Origin of the sequence: Nocardia sp. NBC_00416 (genome assembly GCF_036032445.1) — a bacterium.
GTDB lineage: Bacteria > Actinomycetota > Actinomycetes > Mycobacteriales > Mycobacteriaceae > Nocardia.
Genome location: NZ_CP107932.1, coordinates 7,180,458 through 7,197,970, shown reverse-complemented (window position 1 = coordinate 7,197,970; position 17,513 = coordinate 7,180,458). Strand labels below are relative to the sequence as shown.

The following is a 17,513-nucleotide window of genomic DNA, read 5'->3' as shown; positions in this document are numbered from 1 at the left end:
CGATGAGCGCGTCATTGACCGGTACCGACCTGCGGCTGCGGTTGGGCGGCAACGAGGTACTACGCGGGGTCGACGTCCACGTCGCCGCCGGGAAGACGACGACGGTGATCGGCCCGTCGGGTTCCGGGAAGTCCACCCTGCTGCGGGTGCTGAACCGGCTGCACGAACCCGATTCCGGGGATATCCTGCTCGACGGCGCATCGGTGCTCACCGAGAATCCGGACCGGCTGCGCCAGCGCATCGGCATGGTCTTCCAGCAGTTCAATCTGTTCCCGCACCGGACGGTGGCCGACAATATCGCGCTGGGTCCGCGGAAACTGCGCGGCCTGGCCAAGGACGAGGCCCGGGCCCTCGCGCTCGAACAACTCGAGGTCGTCGGTCTCACCGGGAAAGCCGATTCCCGGCCCGCCAATCTCTCCGGCGGTCAGCAGCAGCGGGTGGCGATCGCGCGAGCGCTGGCCATGAAACCGGAGATCATGTTCTTCGACGAGGCCACCTCGGCGCTGGACCCGGAATTGGTCAAGGGGGTACTCGCACTGATGTCGGACCTGGCCGCGGGCGGTATGTCGATGATCGTGGTGACCCATGAGATGGGTTTCGCCCGCAGCGTGTCCGATCATGTGGTCTTCATGGACGGCGGCGTGGTGGTGGAGTCGGGCAGCCCGGACGCGCTGTTCGACAGTGCCGAAACCCCACGGCTGCGCAGATTCCTCGACCAAGTGCTGTAGGTCGGCGCCGGACAACGGAACATACGGCACGACGCGCCTCGCGGGCCGATACTGGAACCATGAGCGACGACTCCGCAGCGCCCAACCCCTACGGCACCCCCGGCACCAGCGGGCCCAAGCCGATCGGCCGGGCACAGGGCGTGACCAACCTGCTGGTCCGGACATTGCTACGGGTACCGGGGCTGTCCTCGGTGGTGGGGAAACGGCTGGTGACCCTGCACGTGGTGGGCCGGAAATCCGGGCGCACCTACGATGTTCCGGTCGCCTACACCGTGCACGGGCAAAGTCTGCTGATCGGTACGGCGCTGCGGCCCTGGGTGAAGAATCTGGCGCCCGGCACTCCGGTCACTGCGAGCCGGGGCGGGCGGCCCGAACAGTTCGACCCCCTCGTGCACACCGGTACGGACGATGTGGTGCACCTGTTCGAGGTCATCGCACGCGATAACAAGACCAACGCGGGATTCAACGGCATCGGCTTCGACGCCGAGGGCAACCCGAACAAAGCCGATATCTACCAGACCTGGCAGCAGGGCGGCGTGGTGATCGAACTACGCCCGATCTGATCGCGCGTTCCCGGCCGCGGAACACCGTGGCCGGGAAGGTTTCAGCGCTGACGCCAGCTCAGCGGACCCGGTAGATCGACGCTGTTCTTCTTGGTCCGGGAGTTCCACGACCACGGGCCGATCTTGATACTCCATGAGGACAGACCCGCTTGGGTGTAGTTCAGTTTCAGCGGCCCGAAGGATTGACGTTTACGGAACCTGATCGGCATGAGCGACCTCCCTAGCTCTGCCCCAGAGTAGCCGATCCGAGTGTCCACCATGGCTTTCGCAGGTAGTGGGTGCCAGAGTAGAGGGCGTGGGTATCTATCGCGACCATGTCGTACCGCGCATCGTGAACGTGGCCTGTGGGATGAAGGCCAACGAGCCGTTACGGGAGCGGGTATGCGCCGGCCTGTCCGGGCGGGTGCTGGAACTCGGCTTCGGCTCGGGGCTGAACGTGCCCTTCTACCCGGACACCGTCGATTCGGTGAGCGCGGTCGAGCCCGCGGACCTGGGCTGGCGGTTATCGGCGCCGCGCCGCGCCGCGGGAACGGTGCCGATCGAGCGCGCGGGCCTGGACGGGCAGGAACTGCCTTTCCCGGACAACAGTTTCGAATCCGCCCTCTCGACCTGGACGATGTGCACCATCCCCGATATCGAGGCCGCTCTCGGCGAGGTGCGCCGGGTACTGATACCGGGCGGCACCCTCCATTTCGTCGAGCACGGTCTGTCGCCGGATCCGAAGGTGCAGCGCTGGCAGCACCGGCTCGACCCGATCCAGCAGCGCATCGCCGGCGGATGTCATCTGGACCGCAATATCCGCGCGCTGATCGAGTCGGCGGGGTTCGGGATCGGCGACCTCGAGGTCTTCCAGGGCCAGGGCCCGGCGTTCATCGATACCCAGTCGCTCGGCGTGGCTGTCAGCCACTGAACCCGACCACGCGCCGATCGGCCGTACGGGCGCCGGGCGCGGCGCGATGGTATATCTCGAACCCCGACCGGAGCTTCGCCGGCGACCACGCCGGAACCGGTCGACGCCCGCGCGCGTCGAAGGGTAGGAACCGGTTCCGTGGAAATGAGGTATCGATGAGCGAGTACGACCGCGCGGCCATCCGGGCGGACGCGGGGGTGTTGCGGGAGAGTGTGGATCAACTGCTGGGCACCTTCGAACGGCAGCGGCAGGCGATGTCGGAGGTGCGGCAGCGGCTGGCGGAGACGACCGTCAGCGTGTGGTCGGCCGATAACCTGGTCCGGGTCGACGCGAACACCGCCGGAGTCCCGGTGCAGGTGCATCTCACGCCGGAAGCGTTCAAACGGTCGACCCCGGAAAAGCTGGGGCGTTCGATCCTGGAGGCGGTGCAGCAGGCCGCCCGCCGGGCCACCGATCTGTCCCGGGACGCCTGGGCTCCGATACAGGACATGGCGGGCGAGGTCCCGGACCTGCCGGATCTGGCGCCGGGTATGCCGAGTATCAAAGCAGTGATCGGCACCCTGTTCGCCGATCCCGCAACCGAGGCGGAACCGGCCGCGCCGATGGGCCGGGAAGACGAGGATGAGTTCTTCCGCAACCGCAGCTACCTGGACGGTGGTAAATGAGCACCATCCGGGTCGACCAGGAAGCGCTGCAGGCCAGCCGCCCCGCCATCGCGAAGGTGGCGGACCGGGTCGCCGCCGCGGTGAACGCGGCCCGTACCGTCATCGACGCCGAGGGCGAGTGCTGGGGCGGTGACGAGATCGGCCAGAACTTCGCCGCGCAGTACGGTCCCGGCGCCGCCGAAGGACTCACCGGTCTCGACCTGCTGAGTCAAGCGGTGAACGGGGTCGGCGACGGTGTGGGCGCGGTCGCGACGGACTTCGGCAACCAGGACCAGAACACCGCCGCCGGCGTCGAACAGGCGGCCCGGTAGCGCGGCACGCTCAGCCGGCCAGGCAGCCCGGCCCGAGTAGCGCTTTCAGGTCTCCCATGAGCGCCGAGGACTGTTCCACCCGCAGACTGTCGTCCAGTTTCAGCAGGGTGGTCTTCTCCCGGGCGCCCACATGCCGAACGTGCACATCCGAGGTTCCGGGATGGCGGGACAGCACCCGCTTGAATTCGCCGATCTTATCGGGGGTGCACATCCGGGTGGAGATGGTCACCGCCAGCGGTTTCGCCACCCCGATGGCCGACAGGTCCGGTACGGCGAGATCGTTGGCGATCAGCGAGATACGGTCGTCGCGCATCGAGACGCGGGCCTTCACCAGCACCACGGCGTCCTCCACCACATCCATCCCGTACACCGAATAGGCCTGCGGGAAGAACAGCACCTCGATCCCGCCGGTGAGATCTTCGAGCTGACAGGACGCCCACGCCAGGCCGTTCTTGTTGATCCGGCGGTTCACCGAGGCGAGGATCCCGCCGACGGTCACCTGGGTGCCGTCCTTGATATCGCCCTCGAGGATGGTCGGGATCTGGGTATCGGCCTGGGCGGCGAGTACATGGTCGACGCCGTTGAGCGGATGGCCGGACACGTAGAGACCGAGCATCTCCCGTTCCAGGGCGAGCCGGTGCTTGCTCTCCCATTCGTCGTCGGGGACTTTCACGTCGAACACCGACGCCACCGATTCGCCGTCGTCGTCCATCCCGCCGAACAGGTCGAACTGCCCGATGGCCTCCGCCTTCTTGGTGGACATCACCGCGTCGATCGCGTCGGAGTGCACGAGCATGAGCCCCTTACGGGGATGGTCGAGCGAATCGAAGGCGCCGGCCTTGATGAGCGACTCGGTGACCTTCTTGGTGCAGGCGACCGTATCGATCTTGTTCAAATAGTCGGAGAAATCGGTGTACTTGGATTTGTCCCTGCGGGCATTGATGATGGACGACACCACATTGGCGCCGACATTGCGCACCGCGCCGAGCCCGAAACGGATATCGGCGCCGACCGAGGCGAAGTTCATCTCCGATTCGTTGACATCGGGCGGCAGCACGGTGATACCGAGCTTTCGGCAGTCCGACAGGTAGATCGCGGCCTTGTCCTTGTCGTCACCGACCGAGGTGAGCAGGCCCGCCATATATTCGGCGGGATAGTTGGCCTTCAGATAGGCGGTCCAGAAGGAAACCAGGCCGTAGCCGGCGGCATGCGATTTGTTGAACGCGTATCCGGCGAACGGCAGAATGGTGTCCCACAGCGCCTTGATCGCCGGTTTGGAGAATCCGTTGGTTTGCATACCGGACTCGAAACCCTCGAATTCCGCCTCGAGGACCTCGGCCTTCTTCTTGCCCATCGCACGGCGCAGAATATCGGCTCGGCCGAGCGAGTATCCGGCGACCTTCTGCGCGATCTGCATGATCTGTTCCTGATAGACGATCAGGCCGAAGGTATCGGCCAGGATCTCCTTCAGGGGTTCTTCCAGCTCGGGGTGGATGGGCTTGACCTGCTGCCGGCCGTTCTTGCGGTCCGCGTAGTCGTTGTGCGCGTTCATGCCCATCGGACCCGGGCGGTAGAGCGCGAGCACGGCGACGATATCCTCGAAGCCGGTGGGCTGCATGCGGCGCAGCAGATCACGCATGGCGCTGCCGTCGAGCTGGAACACCCCGAGAGTGTCACCGCGGGAGAGCAATTCGTAGGTCGGCGGATCGGCGAGCGGCAGATTGTCCATATCGAGGTCGATCCCGCGATTGGAACTGATGTTGTCCAGCGCGTCACCGATCACGGTGAGGTTGCGCAGGCCCAGGAAGTCCATTTTCAGCAGGCCGATGGCCTCGCACGACGGATAATCCCAGCCGGTGATGATCGCGCCGTCCTGCGCGCGCTTCCACAGCGGGATCGCTTCCATGAGCGGTTCGGAGGACATGATCACCGCGCAGGCGTGCACACCGGCATTGCGGATCAGGCCCTCGAGACCGCGGGCGGTCTCGTAGATCTTGGCGACATCGGGATTGCTGCCGATGAGGTCGCGGACCTCCGCGGCCTCTTTGTACCGCTCGTGTTCGGGGTCCATGATCCCCGACAGCGGAATATCCTTCGCCATGATCGGCGGCGGCAGCGCCTTGGAGATCTGGTCGGCGATGGCGAAACCGGGCTGGCCGAACTGGACGCGCGCCGAATCCTTGATGGCGGCCTTGGTTTTAATGGTGCCGAAGGTGATGACCTGCGCGACCCGGTCACTGCCCCAGCGATCGGTCGCATAGCGAACCATCTCACCGCGGCGGCGATCGTCGAAGTCGATATCGATATCGGGCATCGAGACGCGTTCGGGGTTGAGGAAGCGCTCGAACAGCAGCCCGTGCGGAATGGGGTCGATATTGGTGATCCCCATGGCGTAGGCGACCAGCGACCCGGCCGCTGAACCGCGCCCCGGACCGACGCGGATACCGACCTCGCGGGCATGGTTGATCAGGTCGCCGACCACCAGGAAGTAGGCCGGGAAGCCCATCTCGATGATGACGTTCAGCTCGAATTCGGCGCGCTCGACGTATTCGCGCGGCACACCGTCGGGGAAGCGCCGATCCAGACCGCGATGGACCTCTTTGCGCAGCCAGCCGGACTGGTCCTCCCCCTCGGGAACCGGGAAGACCGGCATCCGGTCGCGGTGTTCCCACACCTCGGCGTAGGACTGGACGCGTTCGCCGATCCACACGGTGTTGTCGCAGGCGCCGGGCACCTCGGCGTCCCAGAGGGCGCGCATCTCGTCGGCGGACTTCAGGAAGTATCCGTCGCCGTCGAACTTGAACCGGGTGGGGTCGGACAGCGTCTTACCGGTCTGGATGCACAACAACGCCTCGTGGTTGAGTGCGTGTTCCTTGGTGACGTAATGGCAGTCGTTGGTGGCCAGCGGCGGGATGTCGAGGGTGCGACCGACCTCGAGCAGGCCCTCGCGAACCCGCTTCTCGATGGACAGACCGTGATCCATCACCTCGAGGAAGAAGTTGTCGCGGCCGAAGATCTCCTGCCATTTCGCGGCGGCCTCCAGCGCTTCGCGCTCGTGCCCGAGCCGCAGCCGGGTCTGCACCTCGCCCGAGGGGCAGCCGGTGGTGGCGATAATGCCCTCGGCGTGCGCGGCGATGAGTTCCTCGTCCATCCGGGCCCACTTACCGAGCTGGCCTTCGATGCTGGCGAGCGAGGACAGTTTGAACAGGTTCCGCAGACCGGTCGCGTTCTCCGCGACCATGGTCATATGGGTGTAGGCGCCGGAGCCGGATACGTCGTCGCCCTTCTGGCTGGGATCGCCCCACAGGACCCGCTTGGTGTCGAAACGGGAGGCGGGCGCGATATAGGCCTCGATCCCGATGATCGGTGTGATCCCGGCCTTCTTCGCCGAGTGGAAGAACTCGGCGGCGCCGTACATATTGCCGTGGTCGGTCATTCCCACCGCGGTCATACCGAGGCGGTCGGCCTCGGCGAACAGCGGTGAGATCTTGGCGGCACCGTCGAGCATCGAGTACTCGGTGTGGTTGTGCAGATGAACGAATCCGGACGAGGCGGCCAAGATCTGTCCTTCCTCCCAAGGCTCGGCGGGGGTTGGTGTAGCGAGTTTATGCGCTCGGTCCGACCACCCGAGCGCGGCCCGGGCGTGCCCCGAGGCTCGGGCGTGTCCCCCCAGGTACCCGGGCCACGAACTCGATTCCGCCACCGGCAGTCTCGGTCACTGGTAGGGTCGTGCCGCGTCACGACCACGGATGTACCGCACGAACCACGATCGACCCGCATACGCACGATCGATCAGCGAGGTGAACGATGACAGCACGTACGACGGCGTTCGTCCTGCCTGCCGCCGCGGCGCTGGCGGTGGGAACGCTGGCGGCCACCGCGGCTCCCGCCGCGGCCGACGGCGGTTCGTTCCAGACCGTCTACTCCCTCACCCAGGGCTCCTGTGTGGCCCAGGTCGACACCTCGGTCAACGGTCCCGGCTATCCGGAGCACGCGTCGTTCACGGTTTCGACCATCATGTTCGGGGTCGGACCGTGCAGCCTGCCGGTCACCCTGAACTGGCGGAATCTGGACACGGGTGAGACGGGGACGACCACGCGGACCGCGAACGGACCCGGATACTGGATGAACGACGGACGTTCGGCACTGTTCCATCCCGGTATCGGGCGCTTCACCGCGACCGTGACCGTCGGCGCGGCCCATCTCCCCGAACCCGGTTCGGTGGAATTCACCGTCGACAAGTACCAGGGGTGATCACCGGCCCCCGCAGACCAGCATCCGAACCGGTCGCCGTCTGATCGATCCGGGCATCCGTAAGACGCGTGCCCTCCGATCTCTAGGTCCGACTCGATGACGGCGTCGGCTCCTCGGCCCTGTCCTCCCCTGTCCCCTCGAACTCGTCCGCTCGACCTGTCCGCGTTCCGGCTCGCCGGCGTGGGCCGGTCATCGCTTCCGGAGAAGGTTTCCCGCGGCAATGGCGGTTGCCGCGGGAAGCGTGAGACGATGACCGGCCCAGGCCGGCGAGACGAACCGATCACGGTGCCGGCCCGGTTCCGGACGAATCGAGACAGGGAGTGCGATGACCGCGGCCGTCCTCGCTGTCGCCGCGGCGGCGGTACTGATCGCCGGGGCGCTGCTGATCCGGTCGCCGCGGCGCATGGTCACCACTCCGGCCGAACGGGCGGTCCACCTCGCGCTGCACACCGCGTCGCTGGCGGCGCGGCCGCTGCGGCAGGGTCTGACCCGGACCTCGGCCACGGACGCGGTCCCGCATCTGCGATCTCTCGTCGGGGCCGAGGGTCTGGGGGTGAGCGATCCCGAGGGGGCACTACTGGCCTGGGACGGAGCGCACGAGAACCTGGCGGCGGAGTTCACCGAGGCCGCCCGGCGGGCCGTGGCGGCGCAACGACCGGTACTGGTTGCACTGCCCGATCCCGACCGTCCGGGCCGCACCCTGGTCACTCAGCCACTGCTCACCGACAGCGGCACTGTCGCGGGCGCGCTCGGCATGGTCACCGGAAATCGCCCGGGGCCCGGGGCGCTCGGCGCGTTGGCGGAGGTGGCCCGGTATGCCTGCGGCCAACTGGAACTGGCCGAACTCGACGCTTCACGGTCCCGGCTGGACCGCGCGGAAGTCCGCGCCCTGCGGGCCCAGATCAGTCCGCATTTCATCTACAACGCCCTGAACACCATCGCCTCGTTCGTCCGCACGGATCCGGACCGGGCCCGGGAACTCATCCTCGATTTCGCCGATTTCACGCGGTATTCGTTCCGCGCCGCCGGGGAGTACACCGTCCTGGCCGACGAACTCAGCAATATCGAACGCTACCTGGAACTCGAACGCGCCCGGTTCGGTTCCGCACTCGAGGTCCGGCTGCGGATCGCACCGGAAGTGCTCGGGGTGACGCTGCCCTTCCTGGCATTGCAACCCTTGGTGGAGAACGCCGTCCGGCACGGTCTGGCGGGTACGCCCGGCGGCGGCACGGTCACGATCGAAGCGCTGGACGCCGGGACGGACTGTGTGCTGAGCGTCGAGGACGACGGCGCGGGCATGGACCCCGATCTGTTGCGTACGGGATCGCTGGACGCCGCGGGAGCCGGGGGCGAGGCGCATGTCGGGCTGGCCAATGTGGACGACCGGCTGCGCGCCGCGTTCGGAAACGACTACGGCCTCGTGGTGGACACCGCGCCCGGAGCCGGGACGAAGGTGAGTATGCGGGTGCCCAAGTTCCGGCCCGGGATCAGGCCGTGAACGCCGATCGGCCGTGCCCCGCTCACCCTCACAGAGCGGGGTCCGGCCGATCGGCGCCCGGGATCATCGGCCCGGGTACCGCCGTGACGGCACCCGGGCCCCGGATTCAGTGCGCGACCGCCTTCTCGGCGCCGACGCCGGTCAGCGCCCTGACCTCCATTTCCGCGGCCTTCGCCGGGTCTTCGCCGTCCTTCCCGCCGAGATAGGTGCCGACCACACCGAGTACGAATGCCAGCGGTATGGAGACGATGCCCGGGTTCGACAGCGGGAACCAGTCGAAATCCAGATCCGGCAGCATCGCCGTCGCGGACCCGGAGACCGCCGGGGAGAACACGATCAGCACGACCGTGGAGATCAGCCCGCCGTACATGCTGAACAGCGCGCCCGTGGTGTTGAAGCGCCGCCAGAACAGCGAGTACAGGATGGTCGGCAGATTCGCCGAGGCCGCGACGGCGAAGGCCAGCGCCACCAGGAAGGCGATGTTCTGCCCGTTGGCGAGAATGCCCAGCGCGATGGCCAGCACCCCGATCACCACCGCCGTGATCCGGGACACCCGGACCTGCGCGGCGTCGTCGGCTTTGCCGCGGCGGATGACGTTGGCGTAGATATCGTGCGCGAAAGACGCCGAGGCGGTGATGGTGAGACCGGCGACCACCGCGAGGATGGTCGCGAAGGCCACCGCCGAGATCACGCCGAGCAGGATCACCCCGCCGAGTTCGAAGGCCAGCAGCGGCGCCGCGGCGTTCTGCCCGCCGGCCGCCGCGAGGATCCGGTCCGGTCCGACGATCGCCGCCGCCCCGTAGCCGAGTACCAGGGTGAACAGGTAGAAGGCGCCGATCAACACGATCGCCCAGACCACCGAACGCCGCGCTTCTTTGGCGGTCGGCACCGTGTAGAAACGCATGAGCACATGCGGCAGGCCCGCGGTGCCCAGCACCAGCGCCAGCCCGAGCGAGACGAAGTTCAGTTTCGACATCTCGCTGCCGCCGTACTGGGCGCCGGGCGCCAGCACATCGCGTGCGGCCACCTTCGTATCGGCGGAGCCGCTGATCGCCGACTGCGCGCCGGTGAGGATTTCCGACGGGTCGAAGCCGAATTTCGCCAGCACCATGACGGTCATCACCGCGGCGCCGGTGATGAGCAGGACGGCCTTGATGATCTGCACCCAGGTGGTGCCCTTCATTCCGCCGACCAGCACGTACACGATCATCAGCACCCCGACCACGGCGATCACCACCGCCTGCCCGGTCTCACTGGACACATCCAGCAGCAACGCCACCAGGCCGCCGGCGCCGGCCATCTGCGCGAGCAGGTAGAACAGCGACACCGCCAGCGTGGTGATCGCGGCCGCGGTGCGCACCGGCCGCTGCTTCAGCCGGAAGCTCAGCACATCGGCCATGGTGAATTTTCCGGTGTTGCGCAGCATTTCGGCGACGAGCAGCAGCGCCACCAGCCAGGCCACCAGGAACCCGATCGAATACAGGAATCCGTCGTATCCGTAGACCGCGATGGCGCCGGCGATCCCCAGGAAACTCGCCGCGGACAGATAATCACCGGCGATGGCGATTCCGTTCTGCGGACCGGTGAACCCGCGGCCGCCGGTGAAATAGTCGGTGGCGCCGGAGGTATTACGACCCGCCCAGAACACCACGACCATGGTGACCACGACGAACGCCGCGAATATGGCGATATTGGCGGTCGGATTGCCGACGGTGGCGTCGGCGGCGTACAGCGTGTTCACGACGCGCTTCCTTCCAGTTCGGCACGCAGTGCCGCGGCCCGCGGATCGAGTTCCCGGTTGGCGAATCGGACGTAGAGGCCGGTGATGAGGAAGGTCGAGACGAACTGCCCCAACCCGAGCAGCAGCCCGATATTGATCTCACCGAACACCTCGGTGGCCATGAAGTCGTGCGCGTAGGCGCCGAGCAGCACATAACCGAGATACCAGAGCAGGAACAAGGCGGCCATGGGGAAGATGAAGCGGCGCAACCTGGTCCGGAGTTCTTGGAACTCCGGACTGGTCTGCACGGCGACGAAGTCGGGCGGCGGGGCGTCCCGCCCGCCGCTCTTGTCGAGATCGATGTCGGTCATGCCGGGTTCCTCGCAATGTGACGGGTGTTACCTGTGCAGAAGGTAGCGGCCCGGCACGACCTGCCGATACCTGTGATGCGGGTCACTCGGCAGAGGTGGGCAACTCTGCGGTGAGCGGTCGCCGCGACGCGACGAGCGGTAGCGCCCCGGATCAGTCCGTCCGTGTTCCGGGCACCCGGTCGGCGCCCATCCCCAGTCGTTCCGGCGCGTGCATCCGCACGAAAGCCCGGCCGACTCCCGGCGCGCGCGGCGTGAACCGGCTGACGAGCACCATCGACGCGAACGCCAACGGGACCGCGACCGCCGCCGGATAGCCGAGCAGTGCGGACGCCCAGCCGGCAGCCACGTCATCGGAGACGCCACCGAGCACCGAGACCAGCGTGGCCCCACCCGCCACGACTCCCCCGGTCACCAGACCGGCCGCGGCGCCCGCCGCCGTGAGGCCCGGCCACCAGATCCCCAATACCAGTAGCGGGCACAGGGTGGCGGCCGCGAGCGAGAACGCCAGCCCCACCGTGCGCGACAGATCGAGCGAGACCACCCCCAGCGACAGCCCCAACGGCACCGCGCCCGCGACCAGCGCCGCCACCCGGAAATCGCGGATGCGCCCGCGGAGCACATCGGTACTCAGTACCCCCGCGATGCTCACCACCAGACCGGAGGACGTGGACAGGAACGCCGCCATGGCCCCCGCCGCGACCAGCGCCGCGAGCAGCTGCCCCGGCAACCCCGCCAGCGCCGAGGACGGCAACAGCAGTACCGCCGCGTCCGAGGTTCCGGTGATCAGCAGCTGCGGTACGTACAGGCGGGCGAAGACACCGAGCAGCACCGGGAACAGATAGAAGGTCCCGACCAGGGCGATCACCGCCAGCGCGGTGGACCGGGCCGCCCGGCCGTCCCGGTTGGTGTAGAAGCGCACCAGGACATGCGGGAGCCCCATGGTGCCCAGGAAGGTGGCGATCATCAGTGAGTACACCTGGTACAGCGGATGGGGTCCGGCGAAACCGCCACCGGGCAGCAGCCAGCGCGCGCCGTCGCCCGGCGCCCCCGCCACCACCGGCACCGCCGCGCCCGGATCGAGTATCAAGCGGGTGTCCGGCGCCAGCTGGTGGACTCCCGCACTCAGCGATACCGGCCCGTCCACGGTCCGGCCGTCGAGCACCCCGTGCACCGAAACCCGCTGTGGGGCGGCCAACTGCACCAGCACCGGTGTCGTCACCTCCACCGTGGTGCGTTCGCTCACCGTCGGCGGCGCCGGCGCACCGAGTTCGCGATCTCCGGCGGGCCGGTCGGCGGCGAAGAAATGCATCAGCAGCACGAGGGCCGGCAGCGCGACCGCGGTCAGCTTCAGCCAGTACTGGAACGCCTGCACGAGCGTGATCGAGCGCATCCCACCCGAGACCACATTCGCCACCACGATCACCGCCACCGCCACCGCCCCCACCCAGCCCGGCACACCGAGCAGAATCCGCAGGGTCAGCCCGGCGCCTTGGAACTGCGGGATCACATACACCACGCACACCACCACGACCAGCGCGGCGGCGAGCCGGCGCAGCCGCGGCGAACCCAACCGGAACTCGGCGAAATCCGGCACGGTGTAGGCGCCGGACCGCCGCAGCGGCGCCGCCACGAACAGCAGCAACGCCACATACCCCGCGGTGAAGCCCACCGGGTACCACAGCGCGTCCGCACCGTATTTGGCGATCAACCCGGCCACCCCGAGAAACGAGGCGGCCGAGAGGTATTCCCCCGATACCGCGGCGGCGTTCCAGCGTGGTCCCACGCTGCGCGACGCGACCAGGAAATCCGAGGTGGTACGCGCCCACCGCACGCCGTAGACGCCCAGCACGACGGTCGCCACCGCCGCCGCGACCAGCGCCGCCACGGTGAGGCCGGACGCGTTCACGACACCGCCCGGTGCGGCCGGGCCGCCGTGGACAGCCGCGGCTCAATCACCGGTCAACTCGAGAAAATCGTTCTCGTTGCGTTCGGCCAGCCGCAGGTAGACGCGGCCGGAGAGCCACAGCACCGGATAGGCGGCGCCGCCCAGCAGCAGCCACGGCAGCCGGATGCCGAGTACCACCGTTTCGGCGATCGCGGTCACCCTGAACAGCAGCGGCAGCGCCGCGAACACGAGCGCGAGCGCCAGGCCGCAACTCAGCGCCAGTCCCAGTTGCGCCCGGACGAGCCCGCCGATCAGCGCCGCCCCGATCTCGGTCTGTTCGGCGACCTCCACCCGGGTCCGGACGCGGCGCGCGCCCCGGCGTTCGGCGAGCACCACGCGCCGTCGCGGTGGTCTCGGCGCCGGCCCGATCATCGCCGGTCCGGTGCCGGATGCGGTCCGTGCACCAGCCGCTGTTTGAGTTCGCGGACCTGCCGTCGGCTCACCGGCAGCTCCACCGGACCCGCCCCGCGCAGACAGACCAGCGTGCCCGAACCCGCCGTGCGCAAACCGGTCACCCGCCCCAGCGCCACCAGGTACGACCGGTGCACCCGGAGGAAATCGTCACGCCAGCGCTCCTGTAACGCCGACAGTGGAATGCGCACCAAATGCGATCCGGTGTCGGTATGCAGGCGCGCGTAGTCGCCTTCGGCCTCCACCCAGTTCACCTGCGACCGGTGCACCAGTGTGGTCACACCGCCCAGCTCGACCGGAATGACCTCGTTGTTCGCGCCCGGATCGGATTCGGGTTCGGTGCGGGCGCGCCGCTGCGCGATCCGCCGCACCGCGGCACCAAGCCGCTGCTGCCGGACCGGTTTGAGCAGATAGTCCACGGCGCCCAGATCGAACGCGGCCACCGCGTGATCCTCGTGCGCCGTAACGAAGACGATCGCCGGTGGATTCGCGAATTCCGCCAGCACCCCGGCCAGTTCCATCCCGTCCAGCCCCGGCATGTTGATATCCAGGAACACCGCGTCGGCGCCGCGCGCACGCAGTATCCGCAACGCACCGGTCGCGTCGGCCGCGCCGTGCAATTCGGTCACCGCGGGTTCGGCGCGCAGCAGGTACAGCAGCTCGTCCAGCGCCGGCTGCTCGTCGTCCACGGCCAGCACCCGCATCGCCAGACCCTCTTCCTGCTCCTTCGACTCGGTCATCGTAGTCATCGGGTGCACGCCGTGGGTCCGGGATGGGCGGTTCAGGATCCCAGCTGGTCCATTCGCCGCTGCATCTCCGCCGGCTCGATATCCTCCACATGGGTGGCGACGGTCCACTGATGACCCCAGGGGTCGACGAAGGAACCGGTCCGGTCGCCGTAGAACTGGGTCTGCGGGGCGCTGATCTCGGTGGCGCCCGCGGCGAGCGCCGCCGCGTAGGCAGCGTCCACATCCGCTAGATAGACGTAGAGGTTGACCGGGGTGCCGCCGATCGAGTGCGGATCGCGGAACGCCATATCGGGAGCCGGGTCACCGAGCATGAGCACGGAATTGCCGATCAGGAGTTCGCAGTGCATCACCGTGTCGTCGGGGCCCGGGATCCGCATCCGTTCGGTGGCGCCGAGCACCCGTTTGTAGAACTCCACCGCGTCGGCGGCGCCGGCGATCGCCAGACCGGGCGAAATGGTGGGGTAGCCCTCGGGAACGGGAGAGACATCAGACATCACAAGACCTCCGTCTCGGATCGTTTGTCGGATATCTGTGAGCTTAGGCCCGGTCCGCGGCCTCGTCGGGGCCCGGACGCGGCGGACCGGTCAGCCGCCCCAACTGACGTTCGTCTCGATGACCTGCCGCAGTACCGTGGAGGTCCGCGGATCGCGATAGAACTGGTGGCCGCCGATCGCGATCGATCCGGCAACCGGCAGCGGCAGACCCAGATCCACGGTGATATCGCCGCTGCCCTGCATCGCGTAATCCTCGATATCGAGGGTGCCGGCCTCGTTCGGCAGATCCCAGATACTCGACGTCGGGGTCTGGGTGACATCCAGATGGACCGTCAACCGGCCGCCGTCCCGATTCACCAGCGTGGCGGTGGTGACCTGGTCGAGATCGACCGCACCGCCGACGGTCTGCTGCACCCGCCACACCGCGCCCTCGCCGACCGGCTCGTCGGGAAAAGTGATGGACCGATAAACCGCCTGATAAAAGGCCTGCTCCAGGGCCGCGCGGGCGGAATTGGAGGTATCGGGAGCGGGCGCCAGGCGGAGCGCGGTGATACCGCCGAGCTCGCTCATCTCGAACCCGGCGTGGGTGCCGCCGGCGGCCGTGAGCGCCTCCGACAGTGCCGGATCGGTAGTCGTGACCGAACCGAGGGTGAGCTCCACACCGTCGGAATCGGTGGTAGCGGTCATCGGGATGGTCAGCGCGGGACTGGAGAAGTCGCGTACCTGCTGGGAATCGATCTGTTGTTGGATCCGGTGATCGGTGCGCAGTGTCACCGCCTGGATCGTGCCGTCGAAATAGGACGGCCGCAGCAGCGATCGTGGCTCGCTACCGGGATCCACGGTGGTGACCACGGCCGCCGCGATCGGCACCGTCACCTCGTTGCCGATACCCAGCGGTTCCGTACCGTCCGCGTCGGTCCCGGACTCCCCGCCGTCGCCGCAACCGGAACCGAAAGCGGTCAGCCCCACCGCGAGAACCGCTAACAGCACTCGGGACCTCGCCAGGCGAGGCGTGGGAATCGAACACAACACCGTCACGACCGACAGCCTACGAGGCATACCTGAGCGTGGGCTGGGACATCGCGCGGATCATCGGCCACCGGTCCCGGGCAGGCGCCGCGCCGGGCCGCGACGCGCCGCGACGACGGGCTCCGCGCGCCCGCGCGGGTGCCCACGGTGCTGCACCGATACACCTCGAGAGATGATGGTCGTCGTGAGTGAGGACCGGCCTACGCCAGAGCAGGACCCCGAAACCCTTCCCGGCGATACCGGCGCGCAGCCCCGGCAGCGGCTCCGGCTACTGCTGGCGGTCGCGGCGACGCTGTTCACGCTCGACCTGGTCACCAAGGTCATCGTGGTCGCGCAGCTGCGTCCCGGCGAATCGGTCTCGATCGTCGGCGATCTCGTGGAGCTCACGCTGGTGCGCAATCCCGGCGCCGCGTTCTCCATGGCCACCGGGATGACCTGGCTGCTGACTCTGGTCGCGACCGCCGTGGTGATCGGGGTGCTGCGCATCGGCCGCACCCTGCGCTCCACACTGTGGGCCGTCGGACTGGGCGGGGTGCTCGGTGGCGCGCTGGGCAATCTGATGGACCGCTTGTTCCGCGCGCCGGGACCCCTGCAGGGCCATGTGGTGGACTTCGTATCGGTCGGCTGGTGGCCGGTGTTCAACGTGGCCGATTCCTCGATCGTGTGCGGGGCGATCCTGCTGGTGCTGCTCACCGTTTTCGGTTTCGAACCCGACGGCACCCGCTACAAGGACAAGGTGGCCGCCGAGTCCGCGCAGGCCGCCGACTCCGCCGAGGGCACCGCGTCATCCCTGGACGCCACATCGTCGCCGGACACAGCGTCATCCCGGGACACAGCGTCATCCGATGACGCGACGCCCGCTCCTCCCGACACTCCCCGCCCCGACCGCGGCGGACCCGCCGCCGAGCGCGCCGACGGCGAGGAGACCGCCGCATGAGGGAAACCAGGACGATGCCGGTCCCCGACGGACTCGACGGCATGCGGGTGGACGCCGGGCTCGCCCGGCTGCTCGGTCTCTCCCGCACCGCGGTGGCGGCACTGGCCGAAGACGGTTCGGTACAGCTCGACGGCGTACCCGCCGGAAAATCGGATCGGCTCACCGCCGGCGCCTGGCTCGAAGTGGTGTTCCCGGAACCCCGCCGTGTCCTGACCATCGAAGCCGAGCCCGTGGAGGGTATGAGAATCCTCTACGCCGACGACGATATCGTCGCCGTCGACAAACCGGTCGGCGTGGCCGCGCACACCGGAGTCGGCTGGAGCGGCCCCACCGTCGTCGGTGGACTGGCCGCGGCCGGCTACCGGATCTCCACCTCCGGCGCACACGAACGGCAGGGCATCGTGCACCGGCTCGACGTCGGCACCTCCGGGGTGATGGTGGTCGCGCAGTCCGAGCACGCCTACACGGTGCTGAAACGAGCGTTCAAACAGCGCACCATCGACAAGCGCTACCACGCCCTGGTCCAAGGCCACCCCGACCCGAGCAGCGGCACCATCGACGCGCCCATCGGCCGCGCCCGCGGCAACGAATGGAAGTTCGCGGTCACCTCCGACGGCCGGCCCAGCGTCACCCACTACGACACCGTGGAGGCGTTCCAGGCGGCGAGCCTGCTCGATATCCATCTGGAAACCGGCCGCACCCATCAGATCCGGGTGCACTTCTCCGCGATCCGCCACCCGTGCTGCGGCGACCTCACCTACGGCGCGGATCCGCGGCTCGCCGAACGACTCGGGTTGCGACGCCAGTGGCTGCACGCGCGGTCACTCGGATTCCAGCATCCCGCCGACGGCCGATACCTGGAGATCACCAGCGAATACCCCGACGACCTCACCCAGGCGCTGCGCACCCTGCGCGACGCCTGACCCGC

Annotated in this window: 18 protein-coding genes; 9 read left to right on the top strand and 9 right to left on the bottom strand. The window is 68.1% G+C overall.

All coding sequences use genetic code 11. The annotated features are described in order from the left end of the window. Positions 1-2: 2 nt before the first annotated feature. Positions 3-728 (top strand): amino acid ABC transporter ATP-binding protein, encoded by a 726-nt coding sequence (locus OG804_RS31350; protein ID WP_328392239.1) that lies wholly within the window; start codon positions 3-5, stop codon positions 726-728. A 59-nt stretch (positions 729-787) separates the two neighbouring features. Next, positions 788-1,291, top strand: coding sequence for a hypothetical protein (locus tag OG804_RS31345; protein WP_328392238.1), 504 nt, complete (start codon positions 788-790; stop codon positions 1,289-1,291). A gap of 41 nt (positions 1,292-1,332) precedes the next feature. On the opposite strand, the gene OG804_RS31340 is transcribed toward OG804_RS31345, so the two are convergent. After that, complete coding sequence (locus tag OG804_RS31340; RefSeq protein ID WP_328392237.1) at positions 1,333-1,500, bottom strand: DUF4236 domain-containing protein; 168 nt, start codon at positions 1,498-1,500, stop codon at positions 1,333-1,335. An 86-nt stretch (positions 1,501-1,586) separates the two neighbouring features. Here OG804_RS31340 and OG804_RS31335 point away from each other — a divergent pair, with 86 nt between their 5' ends. The 3 genes from OG804_RS31335 (at position 1,587) to OG804_RS31325 (ending at position 3,177) form a co-directional block, all read left to right on the top strand. After that, on the top strand, positions 1,587-2,201 hold the full coding sequence (locus OG804_RS31335) for a class I SAM-dependent methyltransferase (protein ID WP_328392236.1): 615 nt from the start codon (positions 1,587-1,589) through the stop codon (positions 2,199-2,201). Between the two features lie 155 nt (positions 2,202-2,356). Next, the gene (locus OG804_RS31330; RefSeq protein WP_328392235.1) at positions 2,357-2,866 is read left to right on the top strand and encodes a YbaB/EbfC family nucleoid-associated protein; all 510 of its coding nucleotides are present in this window, start codon (positions 2,357-2,359) and stop codon (positions 2,864-2,866) included. Then, positions 2,863-3,177 carry a hypothetical protein gene (locus OG804_RS31325; protein ID WP_328392234.1) on the top strand — a complete coding sequence of 105 codons (315 nt, stop codon included), beginning with the start codon at positions 2,863-2,865 and terminating at the stop codon, positions 3,175-3,177. Before OG804_RS31330 ends, OG804_RS31325 begins: the two co-directional genes overlap by 4 nt. 10 nt (positions 3,178-3,187) lie before the next feature. Here OG804_RS31325 and dnaE read toward each other — a convergent pair whose 3' ends face one another. Further along, positions 3,188-6,736, bottom strand: coding sequence for a DNA polymerase III subunit alpha (gene dnaE / locus OG804_RS31320; RefSeq protein WP_328392233.1), 3,549 nt, complete (start codon positions 6,734-6,736; stop codon positions 3,188-3,190). Between the two features lie 248 nt (positions 6,737-6,984). Here dnaE and OG804_RS31315 point away from each other — a divergent pair, with 248 nt between their 5' ends. Beyond that, a complete protein-coding gene (locus OG804_RS31315) occupies positions 6,985-7,431 on the top strand; it encodes a hypothetical protein (protein WP_328392232.1) in 447 nt (148 codons plus the stop codon). A gap of 325 nt (positions 7,432-7,756) precedes the next feature. After that, positions 7,757-8,929, top strand: coding sequence for a sensor histidine kinase (locus OG804_RS31310; RefSeq protein WP_328392231.1), 1,173 nt, complete (start codon positions 7,757-7,759; stop codon positions 8,927-8,929). Between the two features lie 106 nt (positions 8,930-9,035). On the opposite strand, the gene OG804_RS31305 is transcribed toward OG804_RS31310, so the two are convergent. The 7 genes from OG804_RS31305 to OG804_RS31275 all read right to left on the bottom strand — a co-directional run bounded on the left by OG804_RS31305 (position 9,036) and on the right by OG804_RS31275 (position 15,609). Further along, a complete protein-coding gene (locus tag OG804_RS31305; protein WP_328392230.1) occupies positions 9,036-10,670 on the bottom strand; it encodes a solute symporter family protein in 1,635 nt (544 codons plus the stop codon). Beyond that, positions 10,667-11,020 (bottom strand): DUF485 domain-containing protein, encoded by a 354-nt coding sequence (locus OG804_RS31300; RefSeq protein ID WP_328392229.1) that lies wholly within the window; start codon positions 11,018-11,020, stop codon positions 10,667-10,669. Before OG804_RS31300 ends, OG804_RS31305 begins: the two co-directional genes overlap by 4 nt. Positions 11,021-11,171: 151 nt before the next feature. Further along, entirely contained in the window at positions 11,172-12,926 is a 1,755-nt protein-coding gene (locus OG804_RS31295) for a sodium/solute symporter (protein ID WP_328392228.1), read from the bottom strand. 42 nt (positions 12,927-12,968) lie between these two features. Then, a complete protein-coding gene (locus tag OG804_RS31290) occupies positions 12,969-13,337 on the bottom strand; it encodes a hypothetical protein (RefSeq protein WP_328392227.1) in 369 nt (122 codons plus the stop codon). Continuing rightward, a complete protein-coding gene (locus OG804_RS31285; RefSeq protein WP_328392226.1) occupies positions 13,334-14,116 on the bottom strand; it encodes a LytR/AlgR family response regulator transcription factor in 783 nt (260 codons plus the stop codon). The genes OG804_RS31290 and OG804_RS31285 overlap by 4 nt, the downstream gene beginning before the upstream one ends. A gap of 41 nt (positions 14,117-14,157) precedes the next feature. Beyond that, positions 14,158-14,619: a VOC family protein gene (locus OG804_RS31280; protein WP_328392225.1), complete on the bottom strand. Its 462-nt coding sequence runs from the start codon at positions 14,617-14,619 to the stop codon at positions 14,158-14,160. Positions 14,620-14,709: 90 nt separating this feature from the next. Further along, positions 14,710-15,609, bottom strand: a complete 900-nt coding sequence (locus OG804_RS31275; RefSeq protein ID WP_328392224.1) for a hypothetical protein — start codon at positions 15,607-15,609, stop codon at positions 14,710-14,712. Between the two features lie 211 nt (positions 15,610-15,820). Between OG804_RS31275 and lspA the strand changes: the two genes are divergently transcribed. Then, positions 15,821-16,585, top strand: a complete 765-nt coding sequence (gene lspA, locus OG804_RS31270) for a signal peptidase II (RefSeq protein ID WP_328392223.1) — start codon at positions 15,821-15,823, stop codon at positions 16,583-16,585. Next, the gene (locus OG804_RS31265; RefSeq protein WP_328392222.1) at positions 16,582-17,508 is read left to right on the top strand and encodes an RluA family pseudouridine synthase; all 927 of its coding nucleotides are present in this window, start codon (positions 16,582-16,584) and stop codon (positions 17,506-17,508) included. Before lspA ends, OG804_RS31265 begins: the two co-directional genes overlap by 4 nt. The last annotated feature ends 5 nt before the right edge of the window (positions 17,509-17,513 follow it).

What these genes read in the sequence shown, in the direction of transcription:
- lspA (WP_328392223.1), top strand. Translation starts at nt 15,821, where the DNA reads ATGATGGTCGTCGTGAGTGAGGACCGGCCTACGCCAGAGCAGGACCCC.
- OG804_RS31350 (WP_328392239.1), top strand. Translation starts at nt 3, where the DNA reads ATGAGCGCGTCATTGACCGGTACCGACCTGCGGCTGCGGTTGGGCGGC.
- OG804_RS31345 (WP_328392238.1), top strand. Translation starts at nt 788, where the DNA reads ATGAGCGACGACTCCGCAGCGCCCAACCCCTACGGCACCCCCGGCACC.
- OG804_RS31285 (WP_328392226.1), bottom strand. Translation starts at nt 14,116, where the DNA reads ATGACCGAGTCGAAGGAGCAGGAAGAGGGTCTGGCGATGCGGGTGCTG.
- OG804_RS31300 (WP_328392229.1), bottom strand. Translation starts at nt 11,020, where the DNA reads ATGACCGACATCGATCTCGACAAGAGCGGCGGGCGGGACGCCCCGCCG.
- OG804_RS31315 (WP_328392232.1), top strand. Translation starts at nt 6,985, where the DNA reads ATGACAGCACGTACGACGGCGTTCGTCCTGCCTGCCGCCGCGGCGCTG.
- OG804_RS31310 (WP_328392231.1), top strand. Translation starts at nt 7,757, where the DNA reads ATGACCGCGGCCGTCCTCGCTGTCGCCGCGGCGGCGGTACTGATCGCC.
- OG804_RS31290 (WP_328392227.1), bottom strand. Translation starts at nt 13,337, where the DNA reads ATGATCGGGCCGGCGCCGAGACCACCGCGACGGCGCGTGGTGCTCGCC.
- OG804_RS31280 (WP_328392225.1), bottom strand. Translation starts at nt 14,619, where the DNA reads ATGTCTGATGTCTCTCCCGTTCCCGAGGGCTACCCCACCATTTCGCCC.
- OG804_RS31330 (WP_328392235.1), top strand. Translation starts at nt 2,357, where the DNA reads ATGAGCGAGTACGACCGCGCGGCCATCCGGGCGGACGCGGGGGTGTTG.
- OG804_RS31325 (WP_328392234.1), top strand. Translation starts at nt 2,863, where the DNA reads ATGAGCACCATCCGGGTCGACCAGGAAGCGCTGCAGGCCAGCCGCCCC.
- OG804_RS31340 (WP_328392237.1), bottom strand. Translation starts at nt 1,500, where the DNA reads ATGCCGATCAGGTTCCGTAAACGTCAATCCTTCGGGCCGCTGAAACTG.
- OG804_RS31265 (WP_328392222.1), top strand. Translation starts at nt 16,582, where the DNA reads ATGAGGGAAACCAGGACGATGCCGGTCCCCGACGGACTCGACGGCATG.